19 protein-coding genes are annotated in these 16,074 nt (G+C 41.1%); all 19 read right to left on the reverse strand.

What is annotated here, in order from left to right; all coding sequences use genetic code 11:
- Window positions 1-13: 13 nt before the first annotated feature.
- The gene (nuoL, locus tag IM797_RS13870; protein WP_194127744.1) at window positions 14-1,906 is read right to left on the reverse strand and encodes an NADH-quinone oxidoreductase subunit L; all 1,893 of its coding nucleotides are present in this window, start codon (window positions 1,904-1,906) and stop codon (window positions 14-16) included.
- 23 nt (window positions 1,907-1,929) lie between these two features.
- Window positions 1,930-2,259 carry an NADH-quinone oxidoreductase subunit NuoK gene (nuoK, locus tag IM797_RS13875; RefSeq protein ID WP_194127745.1) on the reverse strand — a complete coding sequence of 110 codons (330 nt, stop codon included), beginning with the start codon at window positions 2,257-2,259 and terminating at the stop codon, window positions 1,930-1,932.
- Complete coding sequence (locus tag IM797_RS13880) at window positions 2,252-2,755, reverse strand: NADH-quinone oxidoreductase subunit J (RefSeq protein ID WP_194127746.1); 504 nt, start codon at window positions 2,753-2,755, stop codon at window positions 2,252-2,254. Before IM797_RS13880 ends, nuoK begins: the two co-directional genes overlap by 8 nt.
- 27 nt (window positions 2,756-2,782) lie before the next feature.
- On the reverse strand, window positions 2,783-3,283 hold the full coding sequence (locus IM797_RS13885) for an NADH-quinone oxidoreductase subunit I (RefSeq protein WP_194127747.1): 501 nt from the start codon (window positions 3,281-3,283) through the stop codon (window positions 2,783-2,785).
- Between the two features lie 32 nt (window positions 3,284-3,315).
- The gene (nuoH, locus tag IM797_RS13890) at window positions 3,316-4,353 is read right to left on the reverse strand and encodes an NADH-quinone oxidoreductase subunit NuoH (protein WP_194127748.1); all 1,038 of its coding nucleotides are present in this window, start codon (window positions 4,351-4,353) and stop codon (window positions 3,316-3,318) included.
- Window positions 4,353-5,357 carry a 2Fe-2S iron-sulfur cluster-binding protein gene (locus IM797_RS13895; RefSeq protein ID WP_194127749.1) on the reverse strand — a complete coding sequence of 335 codons (1,005 nt, stop codon included), beginning with the start codon at window positions 5,355-5,357 and terminating at the stop codon, window positions 4,353-4,355. The genes nuoH and IM797_RS13895 overlap by 1 nt, the downstream gene beginning before the upstream one ends.
- A 17-nt stretch (window positions 5,358-5,374) precedes the next feature.
- On the reverse strand, window positions 5,375-6,739 hold the full coding sequence (gene nuoF, locus IM797_RS13900; protein WP_194127750.1) for an NADH-quinone oxidoreductase subunit NuoF: 1,365 nt from the start codon (window positions 6,737-6,739) through the stop codon (window positions 5,375-5,377).
- Complete coding sequence (gene nuoE / locus IM797_RS13905) at window positions 6,739-7,251, reverse strand: NAD(P)H-dependent oxidoreductase subunit E (protein ID WP_194127751.1); 513 nt, start codon at window positions 7,249-7,251, stop codon at window positions 6,739-6,741. The genes nuoF and nuoE overlap by 1 nt, the downstream gene beginning before the upstream one ends.
- Window positions 7,244-8,458, reverse strand: coding sequence for an NADH-quinone oxidoreductase subunit D (locus tag IM797_RS13910; protein ID WP_194127752.1), 1,215 nt, complete (start codon window positions 8,456-8,458; stop codon window positions 7,244-7,246). Before IM797_RS13910 ends, nuoE begins: the two co-directional genes overlap by 8 nt.
- Window positions 8,459-8,464: 6 nt before the next feature.
- Window positions 8,465-8,968, reverse strand: coding sequence for an NADH-quinone oxidoreductase subunit C (locus IM797_RS13915; RefSeq protein ID WP_194127753.1), 504 nt, complete (start codon window positions 8,966-8,968; stop codon window positions 8,465-8,467).
- On the reverse strand, window positions 8,968-9,510 hold the full coding sequence (locus IM797_RS13920; RefSeq protein WP_194127754.1) for an NADH-quinone oxidoreductase subunit B: 543 nt from the start codon (window positions 9,508-9,510) through the stop codon (window positions 8,968-8,970). The genes IM797_RS13915 and IM797_RS13920 overlap by 1 nt, the downstream gene beginning before the upstream one ends.
- A 105-nt stretch (window positions 9,511-9,615) precedes the next feature.
- A complete protein-coding gene (locus IM797_RS13925; protein ID WP_194127755.1) occupies window positions 9,616-9,987 on the reverse strand; it encodes an NADH-quinone oxidoreductase subunit A in 372 nt (123 codons plus the stop codon).
- A 76-nt stretch (window positions 9,988-10,063) separates the two neighbouring features.
- Entirely contained in the window at window positions 10,064-11,788 is a 1,725-nt protein-coding gene (locus tag IM797_RS13930; RefSeq protein ID WP_194127756.1) for a hypothetical protein, read from the reverse strand.
- Window positions 11,789-11,855: 67 nt separating this feature from the next.
- The gene (locus tag IM797_RS13935; RefSeq protein WP_194127757.1) at window positions 11,856-12,764 is read right to left on the reverse strand and encodes a substrate-binding domain-containing protein; all 909 of its coding nucleotides are present in this window, start codon (window positions 12,762-12,764) and stop codon (window positions 11,856-11,858) included.
- A 23-nt stretch (window positions 12,765-12,787) separates the two neighbouring features.
- Window positions 12,788-13,015: a hypothetical protein gene (locus IM797_RS13940; RefSeq protein WP_194127758.1), complete on the reverse strand. Its 228-nt coding sequence runs from the start codon at window positions 13,013-13,015 to the stop codon at window positions 12,788-12,790.
- Between the two features lie 3 nt (window positions 13,016-13,018).
- On the reverse strand, window positions 13,019-13,840 hold the full coding sequence (locus tag IM797_RS13945) for an energy transducer TonB (RefSeq protein WP_194127759.1): 822 nt from the start codon (window positions 13,838-13,840) through the stop codon (window positions 13,019-13,021).
- A 23-nt stretch (window positions 13,841-13,863) separates the two neighbouring features.
- Window positions 13,864-14,409 carry a biopolymer transporter ExbD gene (locus tag IM797_RS13950; protein WP_194127760.1) on the reverse strand — a complete coding sequence of 182 codons (546 nt, stop codon included), beginning with the start codon at window positions 14,407-14,409 and terminating at the stop codon, window positions 13,864-13,866.
- A 9-nt stretch (window positions 14,410-14,418) separates the two neighbouring features.
- Window positions 14,419-15,036 (reverse strand): biopolymer transporter ExbD, encoded by a 618-nt coding sequence (locus tag IM797_RS13955; RefSeq protein WP_194127761.1) that lies wholly within the window; start codon window positions 15,034-15,036, stop codon window positions 14,419-14,421.
- An 86-nt stretch (window positions 15,037-15,122) separates the two neighbouring features.
- The gene (locus tag IM797_RS13960) at window positions 15,123-15,950 is read right to left on the reverse strand and encodes a MotA/TolQ/ExbB proton channel family protein (protein WP_194127762.1); all 828 of its coding nucleotides are present in this window, start codon (window positions 15,948-15,950) and stop codon (window positions 15,123-15,125) included.
- Between the last annotated feature and the right edge of the window lie 124 nt (window positions 15,951-16,074).

The following is a 16,074-nucleotide window of genomic DNA, read 5'->3' on the forward strand; positions in this document are numbered from 1 at the left end:
CTTGAACGATCTTTTATAGAGATAAATAAGTATACAATAACAATGAGATGATTCCTACCACCATCATAAAAATATAGAAGCCAACATTACCAGACTGAATTAACCTCAGTCCTTTACTTGCTTCTGTAGCACTCCATCCAAAGCCATTCACAATGCCATCAACGATTTTATTGTCCACAATCCTGTATAAAAAGCCGGAAATGACATCCAGTGGTTTGCGAATTAATGCATCATATATCTCGTCAAAATAAAATTTATGGTAAGAAAGTCTAGCCAATAACGAACGTGGTGCCTCATCGGCAACAGGAATGTGGTTTTGTTTCACATATTTGTTATAAGCAATACCGATGGAGATGAGTACACCAACCACAGATACAGCCATCAGCATATATTCTGTAGCATGATCTGGTGCCTCAGCGGTGTGCTTGATCACCGGGGCAAGCCAGTGCGATAGCCAGTGGTTTCCACCAAGGGCCTCTGGAATACCAATTACGCCACCAATAGCAGAAAGTACAGCCAGTACAATCAAAGGGATGGTCATTGTTTTAGGCGACTCATGAATCTTCTCTTCAGCATGGTGCGTTCCGCGATACTTTCCAGAGAAAGTAAGGAACAACATCCTGAACATATAGAAAGCGGTTAAGAATGCACCAAATACCGCAATGGCCCACATTACTTTATTGTGTTCATACACATGCGCCAGGATTTCATCTTTAGAGAAGAAACCGGAGAATGGAGGTAAACCAGCAATGGCAATGGTACCAATCAGCATAGTCAAAAAGGTAACCGGTAATTTTTTACGTAAACCGCCCATATGACGCATATCCTGCTCATGGTGTAAAGCATGAATCACAGACCCGGCACATAAGAATAATAAGGCTTTAAAGAAAGCGTGGGTAATGACATGGAAAAATGCACCATTATAAGCTCCTACACCCAGACCTAAAAACATATATCCCAACTGAGATACTGTAGAGTAAGCCAATACTTTTTTAATATCTGTTTGTGTCAAAGCGATAATTGCCGCAACAATAGCCGTTGCTAAACCAACAATCGCAATCACGTGCTGGATCACCGGAGCAAGGTCAAATAACAGGTTTGATCTCGCGATCATATAAATACCAGCAGTTACCATGGTTGCCGCGTGGATCAGGGCAGATACCGGCGTTGGTCCAGCCATTGCATCAGGTAACCAGGTAAACAAAGGCAACTGCGCAGATTTACCGCAGGCACCAATAAATAACAATAAAGCGATTAAAGCAATGGTGGTATTGCCAGGCAGCATATTTGCAGCTTGTGGCCAGATCTTAGCAAATTCAACACTTCCAAAAGTGGTGAAGATCAAAAATACACCCAGTAAAAAGCCTAAATCACCAATACGGTTCATCACAAAGGCCTTTTTAGCTGCCGATGCATAAGCACTATTGGTGTACCAGAAACCGATCAACAGGTAAGAACATAAACCTACGCCCTCCCAACCAATAAACATGACAATATAGTTAGCACCTAAAACCAGCAATAACATAAAGAAGATAAACAAGTTCAGGTAGCTGAAAAACTTACCGAAACCTTCATCGCTATGCATATAACCAATCGAATAAATGTGGATCAGAAATCCAACACCCGTAATGATCAGCAACATCAGCGAACTCAATGGGTCAACCAGGAAGGACAAGGGAATATGTAAACTCCCCGCACTGATCCAGTCAAATAGAAAGATCTCATGAGATTTTACCGAATCGGCACCCAACTCAAAAAAGATACCCAGGCTAATGGCAAACGAAATCAATATCACGCTGCTTCCAATAAAACCAATCACAGTTTTAGACAATGAATTTCTCCCCAGGCCATTTATTATAAAGCCTAAAAGTGGAATCAACGGAACCAGCCAAACTAAATTTATCATCTTCTAATATTTCTTCTTAATAATTACCACTTAAGGCGATTCAACACATTTATATCAGTACTCTGCGTATTTCTGTAAACCATTACAATGATACTCAAGCCAACAGCAACCTCAGCGGCAGCCAGGGCCATGATAAAAAATACAAATACCTGTCCCGATGGATCGTTGTTATGCACAGAAAATGCAGTCAGCAATAAGTTTACGGCATTCAGCATCAACTCAACCGACATGAAAATAACAATGGCATTTCTGCGGGTCAACACACCAATCACACCGATGGTGAAAATGATCGCACTTAACCAGATGTAGTGGTTCAACGGAACTCCTTGCAATTGTTGCGTAACGTTATCCATTCGCTTCTTCTTTTTTAGTTAATAATATAGCACCTACCATCGCGGAAAGCAATAAGATAGAACACAGTTCAAAAGGCAGCATAAACGGCCCGAACAATTCTTTACCCAGGTTTTTAACCAAACCTAAGTTTGGATTCTGTAAGGCTACCGGATCAGAAATCGCCGTAGCTTTCAAGGCACCAGCTAAAGTAACCAGTAAACAGCAGCCTGCAATCACACCCACCACCTTCACCAGGTTAGATTTTAAAGGTTCATTGTCTTTATTCAGATTCAAAAGCATCAGTACAAAGAGAAACAGTACCATAATTGCCCCCATGTAAACGATAAAATTTACAACTGCCAGGAACTGCGCATTCAAAAGGATATAATGAACTGTGAAAGTAAAAAATGTAACAATCAGATAAAGTACACTATGCACCGGGTTCTTTGAAAAAATAACCAGCAGCGAAAAGATAACGCTTAATGTTGCTACAAAATAGAATACCGATGTACCCATTAATTTTCTTGTTTAATTGATTTAATACTATTTTACTTCCAGCGGGGCTTCTACCAGCTTGTCTTTACCGTAAATGAAATCTTTACGCAGGTAATCAGAAGGCACAATTGGTCCGTCCAGGTAAATTGCTTCTTTTGGACAAGCCTCTTCGCACAATCCACAAAAAATGCAGCGCAGCATATTGATTTCATATACCGAAGCATATTTTTCCTCGCGGTACAATGCTTTTTCTTCCGGTTTACGTTCAGCCGCAATCATCGTAATCGCTTCTGCTGGACAAGATAAAGCGCACAATCCGCAAGCGGTACAACGTTCTCTACCTTCCTCATCTCTTTTTAAAGAGTGCATCCCCCTAAAGTTGGTGGAGAATTCCCTTTCCACTTCAGGATACCTGATGGTCGCTTCTTTCTTAAAAAAGTGACTGATGGTAATAGCCATTCCTTTCACAATTGCAGGCAAATAACTTCGCTCGGCAAAGGTCAGTGGTTTCTGTGCTAATACTTTTTTCTTATTGGTCAATGGTTCCATTAAACCTCCTTATTATTCCACAATGTGGATGGTTAAAATCCTTCAATTATTCCGATAACTACTGCAGTTACCACTATGTTCGCTATGGCCAGAGGAATCAATACCTTCCAACCCAAATTCATCAGTTGATCGTAGCGGAAACGTGGAATGGTCCAGCGTACCCACATAAAGAAAAATATGAAAACAAATATCTTCACAAAGAAGATCGCCATGCCGAATAACGGTGCCCAGGTTGGACCCAGCCAAACAGCCATAGTGTCCATTCCTGGATAGTTATAACCACCAAAATATAAAGTAGCCATGACCGCCGATGAAACGAACATATTGATGTACTCCGCAAATAAATAGAAACCCAGTTTCATTGAAGAATACTCCGTATGGTATCCACCAATCAGCTCAGTTTCGCACTCCGGTAAGTCAAACGGAGCCCTATTGGTTTCCGCAAAAGAACAAACCATAAACAGGATAAATCCAAATGGCTGATACAATACATTCCAGCGCCATCCATGCTGACCTTCAACAATCTCTCTTAAACTTAAAGTATTCGTTACCAATAATAAAGCAATTATTGATAAGCCCATCGCGATCTCATAACTGATGTTCTGAGAAGCCGCACGGATTGCACTCAATAATGAATATTTATTATTAGATGCCCAACCACCGATCATTACGCCATATACCCCCAGTGATACCACACCAAAAATGTACAACAAGCCCACATTAATATCGGTAACCTGCAAAGGAATTACCCTTCCGCCAATGGTGATATCACTACCCCATGGAATAACGGCAGTACCAATACAAGCTGTCAGCATGGCCAGGCCAGGGCCTACCATAAACAACCACTTGCTGGCATTCGAAGGAATGATCTCTTCCTTCATAAACATTTTCAAACCATCAGCCAGGGGCTGGAACATCCCTGCAGGGCCTGCTCTGTCGGGTCCTAACCTGTCCTGTAAAAATGCAGCCACTTTACGCTCTGCATAAGTAGAGTACATCGCAATCACTAAGCTTATACCAAATATGATAGCTACAAGTACAAATTTTTCTATTACAAAAGCTATATCCATTAGAATTTAGTCGTTTTTTCTAGTTCAATGCGGTTTGCTTCCTGCAATTTCAGATTTGGTTGAATTACAGGTAATGGCTTTAACGTTTCATAGTGATTAGACGCAATTACAGAAGTATCGCTAATGTGTGTAGGATGCTCAATTACCCAATCCGCAGTCTTTTTCTTATCAAAGCGGCAAGTATTGCAAATAAACTCCGCTACTTCACCGTAAATATCTTTACGTCCTGTAACCCGCAATACATCCTCTCCCTTGTACCATAAAGTCACTTTACCACTGCAGGTAGGGCAATCTCTATGGGCATCAATCGGCTTGGTAAACCAAACCCGGTTTTTAAACCGGAAAGTCTTGTCGGTTAGTGCACCTACCGGACAAACATCGATCACATTACCTGAAAAATCATTGTCTACCGCAGTCTGGATATACGTCGAAATTTCCGAATGATCACCCCTGTTTAAAATCCCGTGAACCCTTTTATTGGTAATCTGATCAGCAGTAAACACACAGCGGTAGCATAAAATGCAACGATTCATGTGCAACTGGATTTTATCACCTATATCGATACGCTCAAAAGTACGGCGTTCAAATTCATATCTTGTTTTTTGCAAACCATGCTCATAACCGAGATTCTGAAGGTCGCATTCACCTGCCTGGTCGCAAACCGGGCAATCCAGCGGGTGATTGATCAACAGCATCTCTACTACCCCACTACGGGCTTCAATCACTTCCGGCGAGGTGATGTTCATCACTTCCATTCCATCCATCACCGCTGTACGGCATGAAGCCACCAGTTTAGGCATCGGGCGTGGGTCTTTTTCAGAACCTTTGCTTACCTTAACAATGCAAGTACGGCACTTTCCACCGCTACCTTCTAATTTAGAATAATAGCACATTGCAGGGGGTACGATATCTCCGCCTATCTGCCTAGCAGCATTTAGAATAGAGGTACCGGGTGCAACTTCTACTGTTATCCCGTCTATGGTTACCTTAACTTTATCACTCATTGTTAAAGATATTCTTGTTAATTTTCTGTAGTAACTGCTTTGGCAATCGGATCGGCATAATTTGCCAAACCGTAATTTGTGTCCAGGCTCTTAACCGGTTCCTTCACATGCCACTCAAATTCATCTCTAAAGTGTCTGATGGCACTTGCAACCGGCCAGGCTGCCGCATCTCCAAGCGGACAAATGGTATTTCCTTCTATTTTCTTAGACACGTCAACCAGCAAATCGATGTCGCTCATTTTACCATGTCCGTATTCCAGTCTGTGTAATACTTTTTCCATCCAGCCTGTTCCTTCACGGCAAGGCGAACACTGTCCGCAACTCTCATGGTGATAGAAACGGGAGAAATTCCAGGTATTTCTAACCATACACTGGTCCTCATCAAAAGCGATAAATCCACCAGATCCCATCATGGTACCTGTAGCAAAACCACCTTCAGATAAAGATTCATAACTCATCAGCCTTGGATCGCCATTGGCTAATTTCAAAGTTAAATTGGCAGGTAAAACAGGTACTGATGAACCACCGGCAACAGTTGCTTTTAAACGTTTGCCATTGGCGATACCACCACACCATTCATCTGAATAAATAAACTCTTCCACCGGTAAACCCAGCTCAATTTCATACACTCCGGGGCGCACTAAATTACCTGATGCAGAGATCAATTTAGTTCCTGTACTGCGGCCAATACCAATCTTAGCATATTCGTCACCACCATCATTGATGATCGGAACTACTGCTGCGATAGATTCAACGTTGTTTACCACAGTCGGACAGCCATACAAACCTGCAATCGCAGGAAATGGCGGCTTGATGCGTGGGTTACCACGTTTTCCTTCCAGGGATTCAAGTAAAGCCGTTTCCTCACCGCAGATGTAAGCACCACCACCCGGCTGAACATACAGTTCCAGGTCGTAACCCGAACCTAAAATGTTTTTACCCAACCATCCGGCAGCTTTAGCTTCTGCAATTGCTTTTTCCAGGATGCGAATCTGCGGCATCATTTCACCACGTACATAAATGTATGAGGTTTTTGCACCTAGCGCGAAGCTGGACACAATCATTCCCTCAATCAAAGCGTGTGGGATATGCGTCATCAGGTACCGGTCTTTGAAAGTACCCGGCTCAGACTCATCCGCATTACAAACCAGGTAACGGGCTACCCCTTCTGGTTTGGCTAAAAAGCTCCATTTCATTCCCGTAGGGAATCCTGCACCACCACGACCGCGTAAGCCTGACTTTTTAACTTCCTCAACCACTTCATCAGGAGTGAGGGTTTTTAAAGCCTTCTCAACAGCACGGTACCCACCTTTCTGGCGGTAAACATCAAGTGTATTGATGCCTGGTACGTTTATATGTTCTAATAATAGTTTACGGGCCATTATTTTTTGCGTAAATCTTCTATCAATTCGTCTACCTTTTGCTCGTTCAGGTTCTCATAAAAAGTATACTCCGGACCGATCTGTAAAACAGGGCCATAACCACAGGCGGCAAGGCACTCTACACCTCTCCAGCTAAACAGGCCATCGGCAGTAACTTCATTTTCCTTAACGCCAAGCTTATGCTCAATGTGGTTCATCAGCTTTTCAGCACCAACCAGGCAGCAAGGTCCTGTACGGCATACTTCCAATACAAATTTACCCTGCGGCTTTAAAAAATACATACTGTAAAAAGAGGCTACTTCGTATACCTCAATATCCTGGATATCCAGATAGTCAGCTACCTGATCCATAGCACTGGCACTTAACCAACCCAATTCTGCCTGTACTTCATGCAGAATTGGCAGCAAGGCAGATTTCTGCTTGCCTTCAGGATATCTTTTAACAATTTCATCGCACTTTGCAAGCAAAGCCGCTGAAAATACGACAGGTTGTTTTTCTTCTACTTTAAGCATCTAATTCTCCTGCTATAATGTTCATGCTACTCATGTTAATGATGGCATCTGAAAGCAGCATACCTTCGCTCATGTGTGCAAACATCTGGTAATTTATAAAACTAGGACGTCTGAAATGTAAACGGTAAGGTGTCCTTCCACCATCATTGATCAGGTAAAAGCCAAGCTCACCGTTACCACCTTCAACAGCATGGTAAACTTCAGCCTTAGGGGCATCAATTTCGCCCATTACAATTTTAAAGTGATAGATCAACGCTTCCATATTGTTGTAAACCTCTTCCTTTGCCGGCAGATAAAATTCAGGAACATCCGCATGGAAAATACCAGCAGGTTCGTTCTTCAATTTATCCATGGCCTGTTGGATCAGGCGTAAACTTTGCCACATTTCCTCGTTCCTGACCAGGTAACGGTCGTAAATGTCACCGCTGGTACCTACAGGCACTTCAAAATCGAAATCCCCATAAGATGAATAAGGCTCACTTACACGAACATCATAATCTACCCCGGTGGCGCGCAATAAAGGTCCGCTCCAGCTATAACTCAAAGCTTGCTCCGGAGTTACGCAAGCAACACCAGCAGTACGGTCTATAAAGATCCTGTTTCGGTTCAGTAAGTTTTCAAACTCCTTCAAAGCAGCAGGAAATTCCTTCAAAAATTTATTGATCTTGGCAAAAGCGATTTCATTAAAATCTCTTTCAAAACCGCCAATACGACCGATGTTTGTGGTCAAACGGGCACCGCAAATCTCTTCGTAAATCTCGTAAATGTGCTCCCGAAACTGGAACAAATACAAGAACGTAGTCGTTGCGCCCGTATCCTGCCCGATAATTGTATTGCAAATGATGTGGTCAGAGATCCTGGCCAGCTCCATGATGATTACCCGAAGATAATCTACACGTTTTGGCATCGTGATGTTCAACAGTTTCTCCACCGTCATGTGCCAACCCATGTTATTGATCGGTGACGAACAATAGTTTAGCCTGTCGGTTAAAGGGGTGATCTGGTAAAAAGGGCGGTGTTCCGCAATTTTCTCAAATGCACGGTGAATGTAGCCGATGGTAGAGACACCACTTACGATGCGTTCTCCATCCAATTGAAGCACATTCTGAAAAACACCATGTGTCGCAGGGTGGGTCGGACCTAAGTTTAAGGTGACCAGTTCGCTCTGCGGATCATTGTCTGTATATACCGGTTGATTGTGATTCATATAAACTTATCTACCAAAGTATTCGTCTTTTTTATCTACTCTGTTTGGATCTTCTAAAGGATATTGTTTCAGCATGGGATGAACACCCAATTCGTCCATATTCAATATTCTTCTCAAATCCGGGTGACCGTCAAACTTAACACCGAACAAATCGTATGTCTCGCGTTCCATCCAGTTTGCACCATTCCATACAACGGTAGCTGTAGGGATGTGCGGATGATGCTCATCAATAAAGACCTTAATCCGAACCCGAACTCTTTTCACCATGCTGTGCAAATGGTAAACCACTGCAATACCATGTTTCTTTTCAGGGTAGTGTACAGCAGTAATGTCGGTTAGAAAATTAAAATCAGTAGTACTGCTTTCTTTCAAAAAGGTCAGTACTGAAATGATGACATCTTTACTTGTTTCAAAAGTCAGTAAGCCATACGGCTCGCTCACATTAACTATTTTATCACCGAACTTATCGCCCAGTATGGTAATCAATTCTTGGTTCGTAATTGCTGCCATTATAATATTCCGTATGAAGCCAACATTTCCTGATATTGCGCCGAATCGCGTCTTCTGGACGACTCATTCCGTACCAGCTCCTGAATCTTACCAAAACCATCTAAAATGGCTTCAGGTCTTGGAGGACAGCCCGGAACATATACGTCTACAGGAATGATCTCATCAATCCCCTGTAACACAGAATACGTGTCAAAGATACCGCCACTTGAGGCACAGGCACCAACGGCCATTACCCAACGTGGCTCGGCCATCTGCAGGTATACCTGTTTTAAAACCGGACTCATCTTCTTGGCAATCGTTCCCATAACCATCAGCAAATCTGCCTGACGGGGCGAAAAGCTCAAACGCTCGGAACCAAAACGACCTAAATCGTAATGTGAACCCATTGTTGCCATAAATTCAATACCGCAACAAGATGTAGCAAATGGCAGTGGCCATAATGAATGGGAGCGAGCCAAACCGATAACTTTATCTAAAGAGGTGGCAAAAAAACCAGATCCTTCTATGCCTGGCGGCGCGTCTACTATATTGATGTCACTCATGATACAAAACGAAAAAGGTTCATTCCTTTAAAGAATGAACCACAAATTTACAATTTTTTGATGCAAATGACCTACGTCATCTGCATTTAGAAACGATCTAAATAATTAGTTCCAATCCAGCGCTTTCTTCTTTAAAACGTAGATAAAGCCCAATAACAGGGTCCCCATAAATACAAACATTTCGATCATGCCTGTCATCCCTAAAGACCTGAAATTAACTGCCCATGGATACATAAAAATAACCTCCACATCGAACAACACAAACAGGATGGCCACCAGAAAATATTTGATAGAGAAAGGCTGACGCGCGTTACCAACAATTTTAACACCGGCCTCAAAAGTCTCCAGCTTATCTTTTGTTTTTCTTCTTGGTCCTAAAAAGTGGGTAGCAATCAAGGTCACTACCACAAAACCTAAAGCAACAATAACTTGAAATATGATTGGTAAAAAATCTACAGGTACACTTTGCGTTTCCATACTATATAATTTGAGGCAAAATTAAAACAAAAAGGCAGGATATCAACCCTGCCTTTTCATTTATTTTATGATTTCATTATTTTTTCTTAACCGGGGCTTTAGCTGCTGGTGCAGTTAACGATTTAATACCTTCTAATGCTGTTGCATTCTGAGGATCGATAGCCAGTGCTTTATCCCAATATAATTTAGCTTTTGCTTTATCGTCTTTATAAGAAGCAAATCCAGCAATCTGGTTGTAAGCTTCTACCATGCTTTTTGGAGAAGGTGCTGGTTGCGACGCTTTAGCTACACGAACCTCAGCAGAATCTAAATATTGCTGATAGAAAGGCAATTTCAATCCTTTAGGATCAGTATCGCTATCCATTAAGTTCGCTACCCTTGCTCTCCACAAATGAACATCAATCGTAGTTGGAGATGCTTTCAATACGTTCGCAAGTGCCGCATCACTTTTCGCCAAAATGTCTTTAGAAGGATTAGTTTTATTGCTGTAGCCTTGTCCATACAGGAAGTAACCTGCCAATCCCTGGTAGTAATAGTTGTACAATGAACCTTTACCATTTGGGTTGAAACGGTTTACGATATCGTAAGTAGAAATCGCTTTTGTCCAATTTTTAGCATCATAATAGCTTTTCGCAACGTCAGCTAGCGCCTCAGCATTTGCTGAATCCAGTTCAACCGCTTTGGTTAAGCTGATTAATGCTAAACTGTCTTTACCATTTTGCAATTGAGCTTTACCTAAGTACAAGTAATCTGAAGGAATGATACGACTTGGATCTTTAGCTTTCGCAAAGAAATCGTCCATAAACTGCAAACTTTGCGGGTAATTTTTATTTTCAAAAGCCGAATATCCTTGTAATCTGGATACTACCAAACTTTTAGGATCATTTGGATTTAAAGCTGCCAGGGCAGTTGACTCTTCCTGTAAAGTTTTATAATCTTTTGCATAGAACAAGAACTGTGCATAACGCAATCTTGATTCGTAAGATTTATCAGTCAGGTCCAGGTATTTTTTATAGGCTGTCAAAGCTTCTGCAGATTTAGCTGCAAATTCATTTGGCAACTGAATAGCCCACTGCATATATAACTCAGCCAGCTCTCTGTAAGCCGGGCCATAGTTTGCATCAGCAGCAATTGCCTCTTTCAAACGCTCCTCAGACTCAGGAAATGCTCTTGATTCTTTGTACATACGTCCGATCTGAACAGTTGCTTTCAACAATCCAGCATTGATATTCAAGGCCCTCATGTAGTTAGACAATGCTTCAGAATTCTTTTTTTGCAGGGCATAGTAATCGCCCAATGCTAAAAAGGTTTCTCCGTCTTTATCGTTTGGATCCAACTCATCTGCTTTTTGCAAATAAGGTAATGCCGATTCGAAATCAGGTTTATCAGCAGCGATATAAGCTTTTCCGATATACAACTGAGGGATGTAATCCTTTTTAGAAGAAACTTCAACCGCTTTGGCAAAATTTGTTTTTGCAGAAGTTGGGTTGTTAGACACTAAATCCGCTTCTCCCAATCCAATATAGTTCAATGAATTTTTTGGATCTGCGGTTACACCTTTAGTAAAAACTGCACGGGCAGAATCCACATAGTCCATCTTCAAATACACTTCACCTAAACTAAAGTAGTTATCTCCTTTACTGGCTTGTGAATTTACCAATGCTTTCAGCATGGTCGACGCTTTCTGGTACTGCTCGGCATCTATGGCCTTCTTTGCATCATTTAAGCTCTGAGCAAAAGAGGCAGAACCCATCACTACTAAACCTAAACTTAAGGTTATTGCTTTCTTTGTCATTTTCATGGTTCAATTATTGTTTTTAGCTGTTATGAAGCCAACCAACGCGGGCTTCATTCCCCAAATATAAAATTTACTTTGTATTCTTAAAATTAAAATCGCGGGAAGATATCTTATGCGGACCCAATCCGGATTTAAGTACAATCAATTGTCCCCTCGGACTCACCAACCAATTGGCAAAACCCGTGCCCAATCCGTCTCTTCCCTCTGCATTAATGATGTAAATATTACGCAGAAACGGATAAATGCCATTGATCAGGTTAACCTGTTCTGGTTTGTAAAATTTATCATCCCCTTTCTTTCCTTTCACATTCTTCACTCCCATCATTTTCACCTGTTCAATATAAGGTGCCATTTCCTTCTGATTATCGATGAGCCAGTTCACACCAACCACACCAATAAATCCCTTATTTTCCGCAATATACTTAATTACATCGTTATTTGTCTTCAAAGTATATACACCTTTTGCAGGCAAATCTTTAATCTGTGCCAGCTCTTTAAAATAACGAAGTGTACTCGAATAAGCATTGTCAAACACCAATTGCTTAGTTCCCGCAGAAGTCCCTTTCAATATATCAACAACTTCATTAACGTTAATGTTTGTATCTAAATTACTTTTGTTCGTAATCAGGGCAATTCCATCTATGGCAAACCTGGATGTTTTAGGAACAATACTACGGCTTCTGTACAGCTTATCTTCAGCTGGCGTTAACATGCGCGAAAGGACAATTACGCGTACACTGTCATTCAAAAATGTAGGAATAATCTTTTGTTCATTACCTTCAGTGACGGTAAATTTAGTATCCGGATAGTCCGATTGAAAAACTTCAATCTGGTCGGCCAGCACTTCAGAAAAAGACTCGTCAACCAACATGGTTACCGTACCGGATGTCCGGGTCTCTTCCACTGCATCTGCAGGCTTCAGTTTCGGTTTACAGGCAATAAATGCCGTCAATAAAAGGATCAAACTTAAGTTCTTCATTACCTATTTTATTTAGTGCTGCGTTATTCTTCTGCTTTCGGACTCACTACACGCCAAAACCTGATGATTGCATATACGATCAGCAGGCAACCCAAAAGGATTCTATAAACCGGCTGCAACATATTTAAAACCTGATTTCCAAAAATGAGCATGCCTCCTAAAACCAGGTAAAAGAGAAACATGACCAGGCCTAAAATGAACAGAAATCGCTGTTGAGGCGATTTCTGTTTAAACGTTTCAAAACTAAACATCTATTATTGAGATAAAGTAAAGCTGATTGGAATGTTAAATTTAACACGTACCGGTTTACCATTTTGGATACCCGGAGTCCAGTTCGGGCTGTTCTGTAATACGCGGATTGCCTCCTCGTCAGTACCACCACCCAATTTTCTTTCCACTTTAATATCAGTAAGCTTACCATTTTTTTCAACCACGAAAGATACGAATACCTTACCCTGGATGTTGTTTTCCTGAGCCATGGCTGGATATCTTACCGCTTTCTTTAAGTAAGCGTAGAATTTCTCCATACCACCAGGGAAACCTGGTTGAGTCTCGATACTTACATAGTCATAAACCTTAGTATCTTCAACTACTGCTGCTTGTTTCGGACCTTCACCAACCGGACCAGCGATCACAATGTCAGCATCAGGATCACCTGCTACAGTTTTTTGTCCCGGGTCAGCTTTTTTCAAGTCTTCAATCTGAACAGGCTCTTTGTCAACCACCTCATTATCCGGTTTTACAATCGGAGGAGGGAATTTAACCTGATCCTGTTTTGGCGGCGGTGGCTCTACCGGTGGCGGCGGAGGTGTCTCCGGGTTTACCGGTGGAGGTGGCGCAACCACAACCTCAACCTGCTTCACTTCGTTATCTTCAGGAAGCTTCCCCTTAATCAAGCTCACGAGCTTAGGGGCAACGAACATCAATATAAAAACTGTTGATGCTATAAGAAGTGCCTTAGTCGTATTTGCATTACTTTCTCTACGTAGCTCGTAAGCGCCGTATTTCTTGTTTTTATCCGCAAATACTACATCAAGCCACTCTGTTTTTAATAAATCTATCTTAGAACCAAACATAGCCTAGTATTTAATATTGTTAATTATTTATCTAAAATTCCAGCTTGTCTCATGAAATCTTTTTCAGCATCAGTAATGTTCTCGTCATCGATCGCTGGTGCAGTTGTGATCTTTGCAATCGACAACTCATCCATGATATCAACAAAGTTTTTATAAGTAGCGCCTGATGTTGGTTTGATCACCATGATGATCTGTCTTCCACCAGTAGCTTCTGCTACTTTCTTTTTATTATCTAATATTGATTTTCTGATATCACCGAAGCCCTCTACATTAGGCTTTGATTTACCTGCTTCTCCCATGTACCAAGCCACTTTATTGTTTTTACCCAACAAGATGGTCATCGTTTCCGAAGCACGCAATTCATTCCTTTCAACCGAGTTATCGTCTTTATCAGGCTTTGCAATATCCATTGCAATTGGTTTCGACAGGGAGGTTGTTAGCATAAAGAAGGTAATCAACAAGAAGGCTAAATCCACCATCGCCGTTAGATCGACTTTGGTATTGGCTTTCTTGGTTCTTACTTTACCGCCTTTTTTGCCACCCCCGCTGGAGGTATCTAATTCTGCCATAATGTATGATTATTGAGCATCGCCTTCGGCAGATGTAATTAAACTAAATTTGTTAACTTTTTGCTTTTGAAGGATATCAACAACCTTTTTAACGGTTGGATACTCTTCCTGTGCATCTCCTTTAATACTCACGCGCATTTGTGTGGAGTGCAGCTCAGCAACAGAGTGACGGGATTGCATTACCCATTCTGCCAACTGGTTGTTGGTTGAATCGGCCGGAATACCACCAGAATTTGCTAAGAATGCTTTACGTTTCTCCCCATCCATGGCGATGAAATTTTTCATATCCTGGATTGGTACACCGAAAGCACCAATAACACCGAAACGCTCTTTTTCTTCTGGAGTGAAGTTAATGTTATACTTCTCACCCATTTTTCCAAGCGTAGCCATTTTGATGTCTTTACCTACGATCTCGTAAAACACTTTTCCTTTACCGATGGACAAAATACCCATATCCAAATCTGGAACTTTCAACTTGTAAGTTGAAGAAGGGATTGTCACGTCCAAAGGATCAGGCTGACGTGCAGTTGCTGTTAATATAAAGAAAGTAAGCAATAGGAAAGACACGTCGCACATGGCGGTCATATCTATCGAAGTACTCTTTCTTTGGACCTTTGCTCTTGGCATAATTTTAAAAATTACTAATGTTTTAACTAATGATGTTTATTCTTCCGGTTTTCCATAAAAGCCGGTAAAAAAAAATTCATTATTTTTTATTTATGCGTAGAAGCGTAAGTCTGGATGATGCTGAAACCTGCTTCATCAATTGCATAAGTCAATTTATCAATTTTAGAAGTCAAGATGTTGTACATGATAATTGCCAAAGTAGAAGTACCGATACCTGTAGCTGTGTTAATCAAAGCCTCAGAGATACCAGTTGCCAATGCAGCCTGATCTGGAGCACCAGAGTTAGCCAAACCACCGAAGGCCTTGATCATACCTGTTACTGTACCCAATAGACCCATCAATGTACCTACTGATACCAAAGTAGCAATTACAGTTAAGTTTTGCTCTAACATTGGCATTTCTAATGTAGTCGCTTCTTCGATGTCTTTTTGAATTGCTAAACATTTCTGGTCAGTATCCATGTTAGGCTCAACTTCCATCTCACGATATTTTTTCAAACCTGATTTAATTACGTTAGCAACAGAACCTTGTTGTTTATCGCATTCTGCCATTGCAGATTCGATGTTGTTAGAGTTCAAAAGTGATTGAACTTTTTTAACAAAAGCATCTAAGCTAGATGTTCCTGTTGCCTTACCAATTACGATAAAACGCTCTACTGAGAATACGATTACCATCAATAACATACCCATCAATACTGGTACGATCGGACCTCCTTTGTAAGCCATACCCATGTAGTTACCAACCTTAGGTAAGTTTTCTGGATTATCATCAATAAAGTTTTTAGCGTCTCCCAGGATAAATTTGAAAATACATACCCCAATAATGATACAGATTGGAATAGTTAGTGTAGCGAATAAATTTGAAGCTGATGAGCTCTCTTTCTTTACTGTTGTTGGTTTTGGTGCGTTTGCCATTTTTTTTTAGTTTTTTAGTTTTTAGTACTTTTTGTTTTTTAAAATTAGATTAAATATTCCGTAATACACACAACGACGATTACAAACAATTGTTGCAACAACAAATTTATAATTTTCATTTTAA

Origin of the sequence: Pedobacter sp. MC2016-24 (assembly GCF_015223055.1) — a bacterium.
Classification (GTDB): Bacteria; Bacteroidota; Bacteroidia; order Sphingobacteriales; family Sphingobacteriaceae; genus Pedobacter.

Coding starts and splice junctions, on each gene's coding strand:
- IM797_RS13945 (WP_194127759.1), bottom strand. CDS start 13,840: ATGTTTGGTTCTAAGATAGATTTATTAAAAACAGAGTGGCTTGATGTA.
- IM797_RS13925 (WP_194127755.1), bottom strand. CDS start 9,987: ATGGAAACGCAAAGTGTACCTGTAGATTTTTTACCAATCATATTTCAA.
- IM797_RS13955 (WP_194127761.1), bottom strand. CDS start 15,036: ATGCCAAGAGCAAAGGTCCAAAGAAAGAGTACTTCGATAGATATGACC.
- IM797_RS13920 (WP_194127754.1), bottom strand. CDS start 9,510: ATGAGTGACATCAATATAGTAGACGCGCCGCCAGGCATAGAAGGATCT.
- IM797_RS13930 (WP_194127756.1), bottom strand. CDS start 11,788: ATGAAAATGACAAAGAAAGCAATAACCTTAAGTTTAGGTTTAGTAGTG.
- nuoH (WP_194127748.1), bottom strand. CDS start 4,353: ATGGATATAGCTTTTGTAATAGAAAAATTTGTACTTGTAGCTATCATA.
- IM797_RS13960 (WP_194127762.1), bottom strand. CDS start 15,950: ATGGCAAACGCACCAAAACCAACAACAGTAAAGAAAGAGAGCTCATCA.
- IM797_RS13910 (WP_194127752.1), bottom strand. CDS start 8,458: ATGAATCACAATCAACCGGTATATACAGACAATGATCCGCAGAGCGAA.
- nuoL (WP_194127744.1), bottom strand. CDS start 1,906: ATGATAAATTTAGTTTGGCTGGTTCCGTTGATTCCACTTTTAGGCTTT.
- IM797_RS13880 (WP_194127746.1), bottom strand. CDS start 2,755: ATGGGTACATCGGTATTCTATTTTGTAGCAACATTAAGCGTTATCTTT.
- IM797_RS13950 (WP_194127760.1), bottom strand. CDS start 14,409: ATGGCAGAATTAGATACCTCCAGCGGGGGTGGCAAAAAAGGCGGTAAA.
- IM797_RS13895 (WP_194127749.1), bottom strand. CDS start 5,357: ATGAGTGATAAAGTTAAGGTAACCATAGACGGGATAACAGTAGAAGTT.
- IM797_RS13885 (WP_194127747.1), bottom strand. CDS start 3,283: ATGGAACCATTGACCAATAAGAAAAAAGTATTAGCACAGAAACCACTG.
- IM797_RS13940 (WP_194127758.1), bottom strand. CDS start 13,015: ATGTTTAGTTTTGAAACGTTTAAACAGAAATCGCCTCAACAGCGATTT.
- nuoK (WP_194127745.1), bottom strand. CDS start 2,259: ATGGATAACGTTACGCAACAATTGCAAGGAGTTCCGTTGAACCACTAC.
- IM797_RS13915 (WP_194127753.1), bottom strand. CDS start 8,968: ATGGCAGCAATTACGAACCAAGAATTGATTACCATACTGGGCGATAAG.
- nuoE (WP_194127751.1), bottom strand. CDS start 7,251: ATGCTTAAAGTAGAAGAAAAACAACCTGTCGTATTTTCAGCGGCTTTG.
- IM797_RS13935 (WP_194127757.1), bottom strand. CDS start 12,764: ATGAAGAACTTAAGTTTGATCCTTTTATTGACGGCATTTATTGCCTGT.
- nuoF (WP_194127750.1), bottom strand. CDS start 6,739: ATGGCCCGTAAACTATTATTAGAACATATAAACGTACCAGGCATCAAT.